The organism is Okeania sp. SIO3B5, from assembly GCF_010692555.1.
Taxonomy (GTDB): domain Bacteria; phylum Cyanobacteriota; class Cyanobacteriia; order Cyanobacteriales; family Microcoleaceae; genus Okeania.
Window position 1 is genome coordinate 1 of record NZ_JAAHHG010000091.1, and the last position, 18279, is coordinate 18279.

Sequence of the window (18279 nt, forward strand, 5' to 3'; positions counted from 1 at the left end):
TTACAAAACTTAGCTCCTACCTTCTATAAGTACCCATTTCTCCTGTCTCCCCCTCCTGGGAGGGGCTAGGGGTGGGTTGTCTCCTGTCTCCTACCCTCACCCATAAGACTTTTTCAGCAAACCCTAAATATTGCTGAAAAAGTGCAAAGTTTTTGGCTGTTGTAGCCTCAAAATACTAATACTTTTCCCCTGAGTCTCAGAAAATTTAGCCGTAGCAGATAGTCTAAACTGTTGCCTTTCGGAGCTGTTGCCTGTTGCCTATCATCACCATGAGACTTTTTCAGCAAACCCTAATTATTTGTAGAAGAGAATTTGAGTAAATAGGGCTTGCTGATTAAATCTAAAAGCATTGACATATAAAGACAAGTGCCTTTTTTGGGTCGAAAAAAGTGCGCCTATTTCAGTCTAAAATGCTCAAAAAGTTAGTATTTTAGGCGCATAGTTGGGCAGAAATATCTTGGGACAAAACTTAGCTCCTACCTTCTATAAGTACCCATTTCTCCTGTCTCCTGTCTCCTGTTTCCTACCCTTACCGAATAATTAATAATTAATAATATAATTATTAATTAAATAATTCTGGTTAAAAGCCTCCCCTTTCAAGGGGAAAAAAATAAATAATATTTCCTTATATTCAATTCCGTAACGGTTTTAACCAGAGGTAATTATCCATTATCCATTATCCATTATCAATTAATGAACCATAAGACTTTTTCAGCAAACCCTAAATAGTTCTTCATTTTATCCCGGTAATTATTAAAAAAATGGGTTCACCTCATATGTACAAAAATACTTTTTTTCTATTCCCTATTCCTTAAAAGCGATAAATTTTTGGCTTTCTTCAAAACGGGTGTATCTCATAGCAAGCAAAAATACTTTTTTCCTATATATTCCCTGTTCCCTGTTTCCTGTTCCCTGTTCCCTAAAAGCGATAATTTTTTTGCTTTATTCACGCATTGAGATGCACCCTTAAAAACTGAGATCCACCCAAAAAAATCATTATTTTATCCCTGATATTTATGTTCTATTCAAACAATCTTTGCTCGTCATATAATACTATTGGAATAAATACAGAAAATTGGAAGTAAATGAGGTAAATTCCTTAATTTAATAAATACCCAGTCTTTTTAAAACTGGTTGACGAATTGTTGTCATAGCAGTGGAAAAAAAGGGCGCGGACATATCAAAAACTTAAAACTCAGAGAACGAAAATTTTTCCAATTTCAATACTCTCTATAGCAATCCTAAATTGGTTGTGGCAATTTTTATCATAGTTAATTTGAACTGAAGATCTTTCAGATTCTGACTCCGGACTCCGGACTGCTAACTACCACCAAAATATTACAACTTAAATATTAAAGCCATTCCCATACGACTTCTGACTCCTGACTCTTGACTCCTAAGAAATATCCTAAGCTATTTGTCGCAAAAATTTATCAAATTGGTATTATGCCTGGTTGAATAATTATAAATAGCTATAAAGCTAAGGTAGGCATTGGATTGGGGGACTTATAGGTAGGGGAGCTACCAGATTAGCGAGTTACAATAGAAAAGAGGAAGGAAGAGGGGAAAAAGTTGTTTTTCTAACTCTATTATTCAGACATTATATTACTGTACTTCATAAGCCTGAAATATGCTGTATTTATTTAGCAACAAATACTTGTTTCCTGTTCTCCCTATGTCTATAAAAACAATTTTGTAACCTTCTTTTATTGGAATTTATCTCACGCAGAAATAAAAATGCAAAATGAATTGTATAAATTTTTTATTATTTTCATAAAAATCTTTCTACTTTTAGGTTCTGTAATAGTTCTAAATCCCGTAGTTTTTGCTGGAGAAATTAGAAGTAATATTATTTCTCCAGAGCTGAGAAATAAACTAGAGAGAAAGGGATTTATTGATGGTTATCAAAGGTCTAAATCTGGTTTAGAGCCATCAATAAACGCAGAATTTGAAAATTTAAACATAGCAGAAACAATTGAAAATAATATTTATGCAGATGCTTATCTACAAGGCTATACTCAATTTGAAATAGATTTAGGCGAGTACATAAGTATTAATAAGAATGAACATGAGCTACAAGTTATTGCATTTAAAGATGGTTGTTTGATGGCACAAACAGGACTGAATGAATTTCCAGAAGCAGGTATGAATAGATTAGGGTTAGAAGAATTAAGAGAGCAGTTAATTTATCTTGATGCCTATCAACAAGGTTATACTAGGTGGCTGTTGACTTATTCTTGTATACCTTCACCATATTGATCTAGCTGAAAAAGTCTTTTAGTAGAGGTAGGAGACAGGATTTAATAATTAATAATTAATAATTAATAATTAATAATTAATTATTAATAATTGGAGAGGCTTTAAACCTTAATTAGGGCTTGCTGATTAAATATGAAAGTTTTGACTGATATTGGTAATATGATGTCCGGCTGAATACTTACACTTTGGAGGAAGGAAGGCAGAAGGCAGAAGGCAGAAGGCAGAAGGCAGGAGGGAAGAAAAGGTTAAAGGGGTAATGTTTTTTTTATAACTGATATATCCGGATATGATATAAGTGCCTTTTTATGTCTGAAATACCTTGGTTTTCAGCTCTTCATGGTCAAAAAGTTAGGATTTTGGACATTTCGAGGGGCAGAAAATCAAGGGATGATATTTTGACGACCTGTTCTATAATTCCCATTCCTCCTGAATTGCAGGATTGCTGGATTCTGGCTCCTGCCCTCACCACTCATACTTTTTCAGCAAACCCTAATTATTTGGTAAGAATTGTCAGAATGATTTTTCTGCCCAACTATGCGCCTAAAATACGCTCCACGCATGAGCATGAAGAGCTGAAACAGGCACACTGCAATTCGACCCCAAAAAGGTACTTTTCTTTAATATGTCAATGCTTTTAGATTTAATCAGCAAGCCTTAAATAAAGTCTTTTAAGGAGGAAAATTATTCGTAGCATTCTTTTTTATATTTCATATAATTTTTCTGATAAAGATGAAAAAATATAGAATTAAAATTATAGTTTGTTTGATATTTACTGTAATTTTAGGTTTTGCAACTAAATTTTATGAAGGACTATTTTCGGAATGGGTAAATAATTCTTTTAGTTCAATTTTTTATGAAGCATTCTGGATTTTTTTAGTGATTTTTATTCGACCTCGACTTAAACCAGGTTTAGTGGCTTTTTGGGTATTTATTGTCACCTGTTTTCTAGAATTTATGCAGTTATGGAAACCACCTTTTTTACAAACTATTCGAGCAACTTTAATTGGTAGACTGTTGTTAGGGAATACTTTTGTCTGGTGGGATTTTTTGTACTATATATTAGGTTGTACATTGACTTGGATATTTTTACGTTACTTCAAGTTTTATGATGAGAGAAGTCAGGAGTAGGGGAGTGGGGGAGTAGGGGAGTAGGGGAGTAGGGGAGTAGCAAACATAAGAATAATCAACATTAACTTAGCTGAAATTAGCAAAAAAGTGATTTTGCTTGTGCTAATTAGTTGACAACTAAAGTATTGCCCAAGTATAGCAATACTTTTGGGAATTGGTATAAAACCCCGCCTTTTAAAGCGCAATATTTTTGGAGCCTTGCTCAAATCCCCGTTACAAAAATAACGTCTGACTTCTTACTTTTAACTTTTGACTTATAACTCATTTTTTCTTACTTTTAACTTTTGACTTTTGACTTTTGACTTTGAATTCCTACCCACTTAATAATAGCTTCAGTTAACCCATCCAAAGTATATTCTTGAGCTTCCACATCTACCCTACCTAACAAACTTTGACAACTTTGAGAAGTTTGAGGTCCGATAGAAGCAATACAAATATTTTCTAACCAATCTTGCGGTAAATTATCTTTATTTTCAGTCGTTAAATAACAAAAATTTCGTACCGTTTTAGAACTAGCAAAAGTCATAATATCTATCTGACGATTTTGTAGTGCTAATAAAGCTTCCGGTAGAATATTTTCTGGACAACTAGACTCATAAGCAGCTACTTCTATTACCTCCGCACCTTTACTACTTAACTCATTCACTAATACTTCCCTACCACCAGTCTCTACTCTAGGAAATAAAACCTTTTTTCCACTTAAATTTTCAGGGAAATTTACCACTAAAGAATCAGCAACAAAATTAGGTGGAATAAAATCTGCTTTCAAACCACGAGCATTCAAACTTCCCGAAGTTTTTTTACCAACAACTGCTATTTTTACACCAGATAAAGCACGACTATCTTTACCTTTCTCTGCCAATCTTTCAAAAAAGTAATCTACCCCATTTGTAGAAGTCAAAATTAACCAATCAAAACTATCTATATTATTAATAGCCACATCTAAATCATGCCAACTTGAAGGAGGAGTAATCACCAAAGCAGGCATTTCAATTACTTTTGCTCCTGCCTTTTGTAAGCGATCGCTAAACTTACTAGATTGGCCTGCGGCACGAGTCACTAAAACAGTTTTATTTGCTAAAGGCGCTATTTCAGTTTTTGCTACTGAATTTTCTCTAACCATATTATTTGGAGATTTTAAATAATCTCGTAATCTGACTACTTCTCCTACTATTATCACACAAGGGGACAAATATTCAGTGTATGTTTTTTGAACAATATCCCCTAAACTACCAACCCAAATTTGTTGTTCTGGAGTAGCACAATTTTGAATAATTGCCACAGGAGTTTGAGATGTTCTTTTATGCCTTAATAACTGACGCACAATTTCATCTAAATTTCGTGCCCCCATTAAAATTACTAGAGTTTCAATCTGAGAAATTCTTTCCCAATCTAATGCTTCTATATCGTGAGCAGTCAAGACGACAAAAGCTCTACTCATTACTGCATCTGTCAGAGGAATATTTGCTAGTAAAGGTGCAGCTAATACAGAAGAAATTCCTGGAACAACTTCAAATTCACAACCAGCTTCAATTAATGCTTGAATTTCTGAAGCAGCACGACCAAAAATAAAAGGATCTCCTCCTTTTAGTCTAATTACTTGTTTGCCTAAACCACATTTTTCTACTAACAAACTATTAATTTCTGACTGAGACATACTGGGTTTACCACCACGTTTACCCATCTCTATTTTTAAACAATTTTCTGGTGCTAATTTTAGAATTGAGTCATCAACTAAGGCATCATAAATTAACACTTCAGCTTGAGTAATTAGAGAATGTGCTTTGACAGTCAAATATTCTTTACTTCCAGGCCCAGCTCCAACAATATATACTTTTCTTAGTAATTTAGTCATGTTTATATGAGTTAAGTAAATCTAAATTAGTAGTTGCAACAAAAATCTTTAGTTAGAGAATAGCACCAATGAGGAATATTTAGTTTTTCAGAACAGATATTAACAGTTGTTTCAAAATCAATATGTTGAATATATCCATACTCAACCTCGCAAATTTTGTCAAAATAATGATTATCTAATATTGCATCACAATAAGGACAACCAAATGAAGTGTATGAGTTTCCAATTTTTTTACCGAATAATTAATAATTCAATAATTCAATAATTCAGGTTTAAAGGCTCCCCTTGAAAGGTGAAAAAAGCGGTCGAGGGATGGCGAGGTTTCCTCGCCATATCCAATCGACCAAGAGAATAAATTTTTTCCTTTTATTCCATCCTCTTCCTTTTAGGGATAGGTAATCATCAATTATCCATTATCAATTATCAATTATTGAATATAGCGAGATTTAATTTTGCCCATTTTCATATTTTGACGTTTAGCTTTTTCAGTCTTTAAGCATTCATAAGCTTTACTTACAATTTCAGGGAGAAATTGAGGTTTACCTATAATTTTGTCTGTTAAATTAAAATTAGAGCCACATACAGTTTCATAAGACTCATTGTGAACGTGATAAATATAATATTTTCCGCCACATTTCCAACAATTAACAGGAAAAAATCTGATTTTAATATTTTGCTGTTTTTTATATCGGTAAAACTGAGAAAATTTAAAATGACAAGATAAAATTTCAGTAATAAAATTCTTTAAAAGATAGATGTTGTTATCAGGAATTACCGTAGGATTTTTAGAAGCGTCAAACTGTAATTGAAACATAGGTATATCTTGTCTTGCTTCAGATGTTGGTAACTTCTTAAATAACCAAAAACAGCGAATCCCATCTCTGATATATTTTTGTTGACATTGTTCAGTTTCTTCTAAAGTTTGAGGACTCCATTGAACTTCAAAAGCAAGTTTAACTAATTGATTTTTTACCTGCTTAGTAGCTAAAACATAAGCTCTCCAATCTAATCCACTTGCTTCAGTTTTAACATCGTAACCCATAGTTTTACAGACTTTAGCAATTTCTGTTTTGCACAAAAGATGTTGCCATGTTTCTAATTTAGAATTACATCCATCTTTCTTATTATGAGCAAAATGCTTAGTTCCCAATTTTGAAGTTCTTAAATGTCCTCTTCCTTCACAACAAGGTAAAATAACTTGAACTTTTTTACGTTTTAATTCTTCCCATTGCTCATCAGATAATAGTGGGGCTAATAATTCTTGATTATCTAAGATAGCTCTTAATGGCATTTTTCTATTCGAGTAATTAGGGAATGTACTTTGACAGTCAAATATTCTTTACTTCCAGGTCTAACTCCAACAATATATACTTTTCCTATTAATAGATTCATCTTAATAGATTAATCTGACTCTGAATTGTGAAAAGACTTAAGCAAAGACAATTATTATTGTCAACCAAAATTATAACGTCTTAGATATAATTATAGTTATTATTTATTCTTAAAAATGCCAGCCAAAGATATTTACCACGAATGCGTTAAAAAAGCACTAATTAAAGATGAATGGGTAATTTCAGTTATCAGTTATCAGTTATCAGTACCTTTGCCTGTTTGCGCAGCATTCCGCAAGAAAGTATTGGGATTGAAATATTGAATTTGATTTTTTTTTATCCTCTGGAAAGGCAGGAGACCTTATTTTTTGGTTATTACAAAGTTATCAAATATGTCCGTTCTGAAAGAGTACTCTATATAGCAATCATACAAGCAGTTTTTGAAAGATTATTCACTTTAGAAATCGTTCAACAATTAATAATGAATAATGAATAATTAATAATTATCTCTCCTTGAAAAGAAGAGGATTGACTAATAATGAATTTTTTTCTTTATTATCCCCTTAAAAAGGCAGGTTTTAAACCACAATTTTTCGGTAAAATGTTGCTAGAGGATAACAGCTTAAAACTAATTATTTTCAACCCCCGAAAATGAGGAAATTACACAATGGATAAATTAGGAAATTATCAGATGATTATCTGTCAAGTTATGCAGCCTTATGTTGAGATTAAATATGCCAATTTTCCGATTAAAAATCGTGCTGCTTTTGACAATAAAAATGGGCAATATGTGATTATTTCAGAAGGATGGATAGAGCAAAAACATTTTCATAGTTGTCTAATTCATGTTGAAATTATAGATAATCAAGTTTGGATTTAGTGCGACAACACCGAAGATGGGATTGCTGATGAATTGGTAGAAGGGAGTATTCCAAAAAAAGATATTGTCTTGGGTTTCCACGAACCAGAGGTAAGAAAATACACAGGTTTTGGCATTAAATAAATTAGGCAATATCCATGTATAAAAAGAGTGTAGAAAGGAAGGAAGAGGGCAGAAGGGTTTCTGTCAATTGAAACTTAATTCTATACACAAACGATGCTACCGGACATGATATTACTTTTATATGTCAGTGCTTTTAGATTTAATCAGCGCTCAAATCCCCTCCTGGGAGGGGTTAGGGGTGGGTTAACTTCTGACTTCGTTAATCTGCCTCTATTAATTACTTAATAATTGAAGTGTCACCTAAGCATAGTATTAGTTTTAGTCATTTATAATAGAAATTGCTTAAGCCACAAACATATAACTATATTATTTGGACATTATATAAATCCTTTATTCCTTAAATTATGAGTAAAGACAGAAAAAGAAATCCTTTCACCATTGGCCAGCCAGTTGATCCAGAAAGTTTTGTAGGACACCAAGGTTTAATAGATATAGCGTTTGACCAAATATATAACCGCAGTAATTTGGCTATTTGGGGTGGCCCTGGTATGGGAAAGACTTCTTTCCTAAACTTGCTGAAATCTGAGCAAGTCTGGCAGTCACAAGATATAAATCCATCTGAAGCCATAATTGTTTATCTAAATTGTCTAGAAATTAAGCCTTTTATTGCTGCAACTTTCTGGCGGAAAATTATTTATTCAATTGGAGAAAAAACTAAAGATGATTCTATCGTACAACTTACAAAAAAATCACTGCAAAAGCCCAAATCAACTAAAGAACATCTACGCTATATTTTGAGAAAAATAGGTGAGCAAAACAAATTTTTAGTCCTACTTTTAGATGATTATGATGCTACTCTTAACTCTGACTCTCGGTATACTGAAACTGATATAGAAATATTTTTGACTGAATGTCGTCATTTGGCGAATCACTCGGAAGAAAGAAAATACCTCTCAATGATTGTGACTTCATTGCGACGCCTGAATGAAAAAGGTCCTAGTCTTACAGCAGATGGATCTCCTTGGTACAATCATTTTGGATTTCAACGATTAAAGCCACTCAATGACAAAGAAATAGGCATTGTGCTTAGTGGAATGCCAATGACACGAGAAATACGAGATGGAATTGAAGAAATTGCAGGTGGAAATCCAGCTTTACTACAAAATATTGGGTTTCTTTTGTATAGCAAAAGACGCTCTGGAGAAACGCTTAATGCTGAGATATTTGCCAAGGAGTTTGTAGAAGCAACAGAACATTTTTTTCAAGATACATGGCAACTTGCTAATGAATTAGAGCAGGCGTTATTAATGTTAATAGCACTGTATCAATTGAAAGGCCGCGTACAAAAAACGCGCTATGATTTGAGTGATATTAGTACTATTTTCAGCCAGAAAGAACGAGAATTAAATGATTTAGAAGAACGATATGTGATTCAACGAACTTTAGAACAAGAAAACACAAATTATTCATTTACTTCCACAATAATGGAGTGGTGGGTAATTAAAGAGATTGAAAATACTAATACAGAAATACTCAAACAAAGAGAGATTGTCTTTCTTAATTTTATGAGTCGTAAACAAGTAGACAAAGTTAAAGATGTAATTAACTATTTGTCAGAAAATAAAGAGGCAATTAAATCTATTGCCAAATGGGTTGGTAAGCTAGCACCATACTTGGCATAAATTTTTTTTCATTAGACATTTTGTAGTGAACTGACACTTTCATTAGACATCTTCAAAAAATCAGGAAAGATATAGTTCTTAAGGAATTGACAATTAATATGAATTATTCCAGAAAAAGACGAAATCCTTACGTTGTTGGTCGTCGTATTGATGAACCAGAATTATTTTTCGGTCGAGAAAGTCTGTTTGAATTTATTAAAGATAACTTGAAAAATAATGAACAAGTTATTCTGCTCCATGGTCAAAGGCGTATAGGTAAATCCTCTGTATTATGGCATATTCCTAATAAGGTCAAATTGGGTGATGAGTTTGTTTTTGTTCTATCAGATTTTCAACATAAAAGCCAATGGTCATTGCGTGAAGTAGTCCATGAACTTGCTAACGAAATTGTTGAACAACTTATAGACAATCCTGATGCAATCGATTTACCTTTCCTGGATAATTTAGAACTAGATTTAAAACAAGATGGAGTTAAATTTAGGGAATTCTTGGAGCAAGTATATGAGAAATTAGGTAACAAAAAATTAGTATTATTACTGGACGAGTTTGATGTATTAGAGGGCAAAAATTCTCAATCAGAATTTGAAGATTTCTTTCGATATTTGAAATCAATTATATCTTACGAGGAGCGACTTTTTATCATTCCAGTTGTAGGTAGGCGACTAGATGATATGCCAAAACTACAGAAAAACTTGTTTACGGCGGCACCTCAAAAGAGAATAGGGTTATTATACCAGTCAAGTATTGAAATGCTGATTAAAAATCCTGCTCGAGAGTCACTAAAATATCATAAAGAAGCAATAAAGAAAATCATAAAACTCTCAGAGTGTCACCCCTATTTTACACAAGGTATATGCTACACTCTATTTACACAAGCACGGGAAAACGACACAACTGAGATTCTCCCTGAAGATGTAAACCAAGTTATAGACCGTACTATTGAGCTTCTTGAACCTGGGTTGATCCCGTTTCGGAAAGGATTGCCGATTTCAGAAAGAATTGTATTCTCAGCAGCAGCAAAAGCTCAAGAGAAAGCTAGGCAAGAAAATAAGTCACCTTCGCAAAATCCATTAGAGTTACTCAAGGAGTTTGGAGTAGATACAGAGCATGGAAATCTGCATCAGGCATCCAAAAATCTGATCGAAAATAAATATTTAGATGAAGATGGGTATAAAGTTATAGTTGAGTTTGTTCGTTATTGGTTGGTTAAATATTACCCACTAGAGTCAAGTATATGGGAATTTGAGGAGCTTGAGTCAGATGCTAGTGACTACTATAAAAAAGCAAATATATGGCGGGAGCGGGGGAAGATAAAAGAAGAATTACATCACTATAACATAGCTTTAGAACTTAATCCCAACCATTTTAGTGCTTTATTCCGCTTGGCTGAGTTACACCTGAACATCAAAGAATTTCTCAAAGCATCAGAACTATATGAACGAGCTTACAAAGTAAACCCTGAACGTGCAAAAGATGAATACATAGATTCATTGCTTGGAGCTATTAAGCTATACCTAGAAGATCATAAATTTCAGAAAGCATCAGAATTATATAAACGAGCTTGCGAAGTAAACCCCGAACTTACTAAAGATGAATATATAAATTTATTGGTCGATTTAGCCAACTCACGCCTGAACAATAAAGAATTAAAGGAAGCATCAGAACTATATGAACAAGCTTACAGGATTAACCCAAGATCTGTCAAAGATAAATACATACAATCATTGCTTCGTTATGGTGATTATTTAATCACAAAAGAAGATGTAACTAATAGTGATATTCTGGCCGAAGTAAAAGCTCCCTTTGAAAAAGTTTTGAGCATTGATCCTACAAACAGAAAGGCTAGAAACCAACTAAAATTACTTGAGGTTCAGGACAAAAAGCTTAAGCAAATTAGAACTTTCTTAGCAATTGGGATCTCTGCTGTCCTTATAGGAGGAATTAGTTTCTTTTTAGGATTAAAATCTCAACCAGATCCTAATTTTCAACCAGCACCAGAATTATCAGTTCAGGAAAAGCAAAAAAGATTTAGTAGTGGCAAAAACACAATATTTGATAAAACTAATGAAGAAAATTATAATAACGAGCTTTTCAGTTGTAATCAAGAATTTCAAAAAGGGAAATACTCAGTAGCTGCTGAATGCTTTGAACAACTTGTAGAAGATTATCCTAATGAACCAGAAGCATTGATTTATTACAACAATGCCTTTTCTCGTAAATCTACTAATTTTAAAGTCCAAGGAGTAATTGTATCAGTAGCAGTAATTGTATTAGCAGATCAGAGCGAAAAATATAAAGAAATGCTGCGAGGCGTTGCTCAGGCACAATACATATTTAACCAAAAAGAATATTTTTCATCAAATCCTACATTGCTAGAAATTGTAATTGCTGATGATAGTAATGACCCTGAAACTTCTCTCAAAATAGCTCGTGAAATAGTTAAAAATCAATCTATATTGGGGGTTATAGGCAATATCCGCAAGGAGGCATTAGAAGTATATGAAGCAGAAAATTTAGCAATTATTTCTCCCACGAGTACAAGTACGGAATTGAAAAGCGAAATTTTATTTAGAACGATTGATAATAAGATATTAAGTAAAAAACTAGCTGAATATGTTAAAAATTTAGGTGTAGAAAAAGTTGTGATATTCTACAATAACAAAAGCCCATCTAGTAAAAATATAAAAGAATATTTTGAATTTTACTTCGACTCTAGCAAGGTGATTCGAGAAGTAGATTTAAAACAACAATCCTTAGACTTAGCAGTTAAGTCTGCCATAGAGGCAAAATTTGAGGTTGCTATACTATTCCCAGATTCAGAAACAGTTGACTCAGCGATTAAAATTGCTCAGACAAATCTTCAAAAGTCAAAAGAACAACAATTAAAATTAGTTGGTAGTCATAATCTTTATTATTGTGATGTTTTAAACAAAGGTGAGCGAGCAGTTAAAGGTTTAATTTTGGTAGTACCATGGTTTAAAGGAACGCCAGAAGCAGAAAAGTTTTCTACTGAGGTAAAAGAACAATGGGGAGGAGAAGTTAGTTGGCTCACTGCTGCTAGTTATGATGCTACTCAGGCTTTTATTTCTGCTTTGTCTGCTTTGTCTAATTCAGGCGAAAATCCTACTAGATCTAGAGTTTTGCAAGAAGTTAAAGACGTAAATATTCCAGCTAATAAAACGTCGGGAAGAAATCTTAGGTTTTCTCCAGATGGGGAGCGGAAAGGTGAAGCTATTATGGTTGAAGTTTTTGAATCCTCCAACCCACGTTGTTCTGATTTAGATTTTCGTCAAGTAGAATAACAATAGTGGGAGCATCTTGCTCCCGTGCTAACCGTCCTTAGTATTCATTATTTAGCTTCACTTTTTGCTGCATAATAAAACTGGAACTATTAAAAAACCATTGCGATATTACTCAAAATATTAATCTTAACTGACTGTTTGATAAGACGATTCTAAGATTTTTTGACTCAGTTGCTCCAGCGAATTTATCTTATCTAAAACTAGCTCGAAACAGTAATCTGAATCCACAGCGATAATTGCTTGAGGATAGCGTTTTTGAATTGACAAAGCAATTTTTAAACTGGCATCTCCTAACCCAGAAATGCTAATAGTTTCGCGATCGCCACTCAAACGCACTGTAGTAGACTCTTAATCCGTATATCCGTGCCATAATCCGTGTGAGCTTCCTAGTTTAGTAATATTAAGTCAAGTTTGTTTCATCAAAAGCTTTTTCTAATTCTGGAGTTAATTTTAGATAATTACTCCACAGTCTCAAATAGTCAAAATCCAATATTTTTCGTCTAGCTTTTAAAACTCCTAATACATCGCGCCATTGTTTTTGAGAATAATTATCTGCAATTTTGTACCATCTTAATTTCTGTAAAATAATATCTTCAGGGGAAACAATATAAATCAATTTATTTGTAGAAAATAGTTGTACTTGTTTCCGGCGCGACATTGCTGACAAATCAAAATCATTAGATTGTTTAATAGGATAGATATCAGCTTTAATTACTGATGCTATGTGAATAACATTAAAAGTATTAGTACTACCCCTCATAGCATCATCTATAGCAACTTCACTTACATAAAATTCTGTTGCTAAAGCTGCTATTAATTGTTGTACTTTTTCTGGTTCTAAAATTACTGCAATATCAGCATCTTCTGTTTGTCTCCGTTCTCCCCAGAAGGAACTAGCAAGACCACCACCTAAATAGTAAGGAATGTTCAAATTATCTAATATTTCACCAAGAGTGACAGCTAAATCTATTTCAGAAACAATCATAAAATCCTTATCAATTAATTTATTTATTGAGCAATATTGCTCTCCTAATTTTAATTTTATATACTCTATTTTTAGTTGTTTATTGGTTAAATTATTATGTTGCTGTTTAAATAAATCCCACCAGATTTGTTGTGATTGAATAGACGATCTATGATGTTGCATGATTCTGGTTTCTATAGGCATTTTACCTATGAGTTCAAACCAGATTTTTTCAGCTTCTATTGTTGTATCTGCTGCTTGTGTTTTGTACATTATTGTCTACCACGATGTTACTGAAAACATTAATCTTAACTGATTGTTTGATAAGACGACTCTAAGATTTTTTGACGCAGTTTTTCCAGGGAGTTTATCTTATCTAAAACTAGCTCGAAACAGTAATCGGAATCCACAGCGATAATTGGTTGAGGATAGCGTTTTTGAATTGACAAAGCAATTTTTAAACTAGCATCTCCTAGCCCAGAAATACTAATAGTTTCGCGATCGCCACTCAGAAGCACTGTGGTAGACTCTTAATCCGTATATCCGTGCCATAATCCGTGTGAGCATATCCGTGCCATAATCCGTGTGAGCTTCCTCCCTAAATTCAAACTCCAGGATAGAACCGACAAATTCTCCTTCTCTGATATAGCAATGAGCGCTGGTATATTTACAAATTGCAGGAGGGGCCAAATAGCTAAAAGTCTTATATTATCAGCAATTCATTCCCCCTGTTGCCTGTTGCCTGTTGCCTGTTGCCTGTTGCCTGCGCACAGCGCTATATTTTCAATTCCTGGGATATTTTTAACAATATCTATCAGTTTATTTTGGTCAAATTGTTCATTTTCACCAATAAATAAAATCAGTAATTGCATGATTTATACAGCATATTCCTCAGAGGATGTCTGAAAAGTTTTTTGATACTTAATTTTGCCCCCCTAGCCCCCCGACTTTGGGGGGAACAAGAGTCAATTTACTTCTAAAAGTCCCCCAATTTTGGGGTATTTAGGGGGCTTAGATGTAGTAAATGGGACTTCTCAGACAACCTCTTCCATTAAGAAGTACAGATATTAAAAATTAAATATTCCCAGTGCGGGCATCTTGCCCGCGATTTGTATACCTTACCAAAATTATCAACTTTCTTACTTTTAACTTTTGACTTTTGACTTTTGACTTAAAAAAGACGCGATGTGTGTACCTTACTAAAATTATCAACTTTCTTACTTTTAACTTTTGACTTTTGACTTTTGACTTACAAAAAACGCGATGTGTGTACCTTACCAAAATTATCAACTTTCTTACTTTTAACTTTTGACTTTTGACTTAAAAAAGACGCGATGTGTGTACCTTACTAAAATTATCAACTTTCTTACTTTTAACTTTTGACTTTTGACTTTTGACTTAAAAAAGACGCGATGTGTGTACCTTACCAAAATTATCAATTTTCTTACTTTTAACTTTTGACTTTTGAGTTAAAAAAGACGCGATGTGTGTACCTTACCAAAATTATCAACTTTCTTACTTTTAACTTTTGACTTTTGACTTAAAAAAGACGCGATGTGTGTACCTTACTAAAATTATCAACTTTCTTACTTTTAACTTTTGACTTTTGACTTTTGACTTAAAAAAGACGCGATGTGTGTACCTTACCAAAATTATCAACTTTCTTACTTTTAACTTTTTACTTTTTACTTTTGACTTACATAAAGACGCGATGTGTGTACCTTACCAAAATTATCAACTTTCTTACTTTTAACTTTTTACTTTTGACTTTTAACTTAAAAAAGACAAGCCATAGGAAAAATTAAATATTCTAGGAAAAATAATTTCCAAATAAATTGATAAAAATCAGCGATCGCTCTTTTATCTTGCAGGTCTACTTTTTGACTACGCCACCACATTATACCCAAAGCTAATACATGGCTTATTACCAAAAAAATAAAATTAATATTTGCCAACCAAACTACACCCAATATAATCATACCGACATAGCAAATTGTTAATACCCACCTTGCCAAATTAAAGACAGCGAATGCTCCTAATTTAATTGTAAATGTAGTGATATTAAATTTACGGTCTCCTTCAATATCTGGAATATCCTTAAAAATTGCAATGGCAAAAGTGAAGACTATTACAAACAAAGCTAGCGCCCATACTGTGGGAGGAATTTCTGGAATTATCAAGCTTTTTTTGAGTAGAATTATTTCACCTACTCCTTCTATCCATTCATACAAACTTCCTGTAACTTCCTCAACTTTTTCTAATCCCCAAACAAAGCTTAAAAATAAACCTAGATTAACAATTACTCCCCGCACCGTAAAAATACATAACGCTGCCCAAAAAGGAAATCTTTTTAATCTAATAGGAGGCAAAGAATAAAATGTACCAATTACTAAACTTATTCCCACCGTACCTAATAAAAAAGGTCCGCCAACTAGAGCCAAACTTAAAGCCAAAACTCCCATTATTGCCACAATTACTTGACCAGAAAATCGGGAAAATTCACCAGCAGCTATAGGAAGATGAGGTTTATTAATTTGGTCTATTTCCACATCTTCTAACTGATTCAATCCTACTATATAAATATTTCCACATAGACAACTTATCCAAGTTACCAATAACAGAATTAAACTATAGATGAAAAAAGATTGATTGAAAAAATCAGAGCGATCGCCCAGAGCAATTAGATATATTGCCAATACACTTAATGTTGTGCCAATAATTGTATGGGGACGTGCAAACTTCCAAAAACTGTATAGCCATGGGAAATATTTTTGCACCAAATTAGTTGTGATTTTTAGTTCCCGATCCTGTGAAATTTCTCCCATAACTACCTGAAATTATTTTTCTCTGAATTTACGATTATTTTATAGCGGTTTTCACATAGATAGACTACACTCAACAATTAATAATTAATAATTAATAATTAATAATTAATAATTATTTTTTTTTAAAGGAGAGGATTGACTAAAAGGATTTTTTTTCTTTTTATCCCCTTAAAAGAGGAGGCTTTAAACCACATTTTTTTTGGTAATAAAAGCATTTTTATACTCCCTACTCCCTAACCAAAAATAATTTTGTAGTCTACTTAAATGAAAAGCGCTTTCATTAATTGATAATTGATAATGGATAATTGATAATTACCTCTGGTTTTAACCGTTACGGAATTGAATATAAGGAAATATTATTTCTTCTTTTGGTCGATTGGATATGGTTAGGAAACCCATCCATCCCACCCTTCGGGAAGCTCCGCTAAGGAACGCTTTTTTCTCCTTAAAAGGGTCGGCTTTAAACCAGAATTATTTAATTATTAATTTGAGTGCATCTAAGTATTTATAAAAATACTTTTTTCCTATATATTCCCAGATGAGCTGTTGCCTTTCGGAGCTGTTGCCTAAAAGCAATAAATTTTTGGCTTTATTCACGCATTGAGAATGCACCTATTAATTTGGCAAGCGATTAATATCTTGATTAGAGCCAAGTACAATCATTATTATTCCTTTATTTAAAATTGTACTAGGCTTCGGATTAATTTGAAATTTTTCACTTCCGTCGCTCACTGCCAGTAAATTTAAACCATATTTATTCCGTAGTTCTAAATCAGCAATAGTTTTACCATCAAATTTTTCTGGTACAATAAATTCTACAATACTATTATCTGGGTCTATATCAAATTTATCAAGTATTCTAGGTTTACTCAATAATCGTGCTAGTTCGCAACCCATTTCTCTCTCTGGAAATACCACATAGTCTGCTCCAACCTTGTTTAAAAGTTTCACATGAGTCTCTGAAGAAGCTTTAGCGACTACAAATTTTACTCCCACTTCCTTCAGATTTAGAGTAGTAATAATACTTTCCGACAAATAATTACCAATTGCGACAATTACTGTATCAAAATCTGAAATACCAGCTTGTTTAATGGCATTAATTTCTGTTGCATCAAGCTCTAAAGCATGAGAACATATTTTGTCAGTTAAAGCTTGATTTACTCTTTTTTCTTCTCTATCAATAGCCAAAACTTCACAGCCTAAATTATGCAGAGTTAAACATACTGCTTTACCAAATCTCCCCAAACCAATTACTGCAAATTGTTTAGTTTCAGATTTTAAACTTTGCCAAAAATTCCAAGACGATAATTTCACTAAAAATTCAACGTTATAGCTTCTATATTGTATAGCGCTGCACGCAGGCAACAGGCAATAGGCAACAGGCAATAGGGGGAATAAAAAACTGATAATATAAAATTTTAGCTATTGGACAATTCCTGTAATTTGTAAATATGCCAGCGCACATTGCTATAAATAGTAAAAATAACGTTGCCTCCAAATATTTATTTTCAGATTTTACCAATGCTGAGAAAAAGTTTTCACAACTAACTAAATAAATTTATTCTCTTAGTTTTTTTTGCTGTGTTTTTAACTTTAGCATCAATATAGCGTTTCTCAAGTTACTGAATTGCAGTTGTTTTTCTTCTTTTCTATTACCGAATAATTAAGGTTTAAAGCATCTCCTTTAAAAAACGTAAGCATTCAGCCGTCAGTTATTAGCTATAAACTATTAATTTTGGGGAAGGTAAAAACAACCTTTGAAATTGAAAAAGAATAAAAAGTTACTGTCATGAGTCCGAGGACAAAACCTTAGAAGTAATGAATAATTAGGGTTTGCTGAAAAAGTCTTTTAGTAGGGGTAGGAGACAGGATACAGGAGACAACCCACCCCTCGCCCCTCCCCCTCCGGTGGAGGGGAAGACAGGACAAATCGGAATGAGCGAGGGGGTAGAAGTAAGAATTTTCCCAAGATTGTCCTGCCCAACTATGC

General features: G+C 33.1%; 14 protein-coding genes and 1 pseudogene. 6 read left to right on the forward strand and 9 right to left on the reverse strand.

Translation table 11 applies throughout. The annotated features are described in order from the left end of the window. The first annotated feature begins 1737 nt into the window (after positions 1 to 1737). A complete protein-coding gene (locus tag F6K54_RS14685; protein ID WP_293078666.1) occupies positions 1738 to 2259 on the forward strand; it encodes a hypothetical protein in 522 nt (173 codons plus the stop codon). Positions 2260 to 2988: 729 nt separating this feature from the next. Next, the gene (locus tag F6K54_RS14690) at positions 2989 to 3387 is read left to right on the forward strand and encodes a DUF2809 domain-containing protein (RefSeq protein WP_293078668.1); all 399 of its coding nucleotides are present in this window, start codon (positions 2989 to 2991) and stop codon (positions 3385 to 3387) included. A 277-nt stretch (positions 3388 to 3664) separates the two neighbouring features. Here the strand turns inward: F6K54_RS14690 and cobA are convergent, their stop codons facing one another. After that, positions 3665 to 5242: a uroporphyrinogen-III C-methyltransferase gene (cobA, locus tag F6K54_RS14695; RefSeq protein ID WP_293078670.1), complete on the reverse strand. Its 1578-nt coding sequence runs from the start codon at positions 5240 to 5242 to the stop codon at positions 3665 to 3667. A gap of 427 nt (positions 5243 to 5669) precedes the next feature. After that, positions 5670 to 6533 carry a competence protein CoiA family protein gene (locus tag F6K54_RS14700; protein WP_293078672.1) on the reverse strand — a complete coding sequence of 288 codons (864 nt, stop codon included), beginning with the start codon at positions 6531 to 6533 and terminating at the stop codon, positions 5670 to 5672. Between the two features lie 216 nt (positions 6534 to 6749). On the opposite strand from F6K54_RS14700, the gene F6K54_RS14705 reads away from it, so the two are divergent. The 4 genes and pseudogenes from F6K54_RS14705 to F6K54_RS14720 all read left to right on the forward strand — a co-directional run bounded on the left by F6K54_RS14705 (position 6750) and on the right by F6K54_RS14720 (position 12500). Beyond that, positions 6750 to 6896, forward strand: coding sequence for an element excision factor XisH family protein (locus F6K54_RS14705; protein ID WP_293078674.1), 147 nt, complete (start codon positions 6750 to 6752; stop codon positions 6894 to 6896). Positions 6897 to 7240: 344 nt separating this feature from the next. Further along, positions 7241 to 7576: pseudogene (locus tag F6K54_RS14710) on the forward strand (XisI protein). Between the two features lie 344 nt (positions 7577 to 7920). Continuing rightward, the gene (locus F6K54_RS14715) at positions 7921 to 9198 is read left to right on the forward strand and encodes an ATP-binding protein (protein WP_293078676.1); all 1278 of its coding nucleotides are present in this window, start codon (positions 7921 to 7923) and stop codon (positions 9196 to 9198) included. 98 nt (positions 9199 to 9296) lie between these two features. Further along, positions 9297 to 12500: an ABC transporter substrate-binding protein gene (locus F6K54_RS14720; RefSeq protein WP_293078678.1), complete on the forward strand. Its 3204-nt coding sequence runs from the start codon at positions 9297 to 9299 to the stop codon at positions 12498 to 12500. 126 nt (positions 12501 to 12626) lie between these two features. On the opposite strand, the gene F6K54_RS14725 is transcribed toward F6K54_RS14720, so the two are convergent. The 7 genes from F6K54_RS14725 to F6K54_RS14755 all read right to left on the reverse strand — a co-directional run bounded on the left by F6K54_RS14725 (position 12627) and on the right by F6K54_RS14755 (position 17603). Then, the gene (locus F6K54_RS14725; protein ID WP_293078680.1) at positions 12627 to 12836 is read right to left on the reverse strand and encodes a hypothetical protein; all 210 of its coding nucleotides are present in this window, start codon (positions 12834 to 12836) and stop codon (positions 12627 to 12629) included. Between the two features lie 64 nt (positions 12837 to 12900). Beyond that, positions 12901 to 13737 carry a hypothetical protein gene (locus F6K54_RS14730; RefSeq protein ID WP_293078682.1) on the reverse strand — a complete coding sequence of 279 codons (837 nt, stop codon included), beginning with the start codon at positions 13735 to 13737 and terminating at the stop codon, positions 12901 to 12903. Positions 13738 to 13772: 35 nt separating this feature from the next. Further along, positions 13773 to 13982, reverse strand: a complete 210-nt coding sequence (locus F6K54_RS14735; protein WP_293078684.1) for a hypothetical protein — start codon at positions 13980 to 13982, stop codon at positions 13773 to 13775. Next, positions 13951 to 14154 carry a hypothetical protein gene (locus F6K54_RS14740; RefSeq protein WP_293078686.1) on the reverse strand — a complete coding sequence of 68 codons (204 nt, stop codon included), beginning with the start codon at positions 14152 to 14154 and terminating at the stop codon, positions 13951 to 13953. The genes F6K54_RS14735 and F6K54_RS14740 overlap by 32 nt, the downstream gene beginning before the upstream one ends. Positions 14155 to 14183: 29 nt before the next feature. Continuing rightward, on the reverse strand, positions 14184 to 14336 hold the full coding sequence (locus tag F6K54_RS14745; RefSeq protein ID WP_293078688.1) for a hypothetical protein: 153 nt from the start codon (positions 14334 to 14336) through the stop codon (positions 14184 to 14186). A gap of 903 nt (positions 14337 to 15239) precedes the next feature. After that, positions 15240 to 16289, reverse strand: coding sequence for a homogentisate phytyltransferase (locus tag F6K54_RS14750; protein WP_293078690.1), 1050 nt, complete (start codon positions 16287 to 16289; stop codon positions 15240 to 15242). A gap of 615 nt (positions 16290 to 16904) precedes the next feature. After that, positions 16905 to 17603: a TrkA family potassium uptake protein gene (locus tag F6K54_RS14755; protein WP_293078692.1), complete on the reverse strand. Its 699-nt coding sequence runs from the start codon at positions 17601 to 17603 to the stop codon at positions 16905 to 16907. Positions 17604 to 18279: the final 676 nt, after the last annotated feature.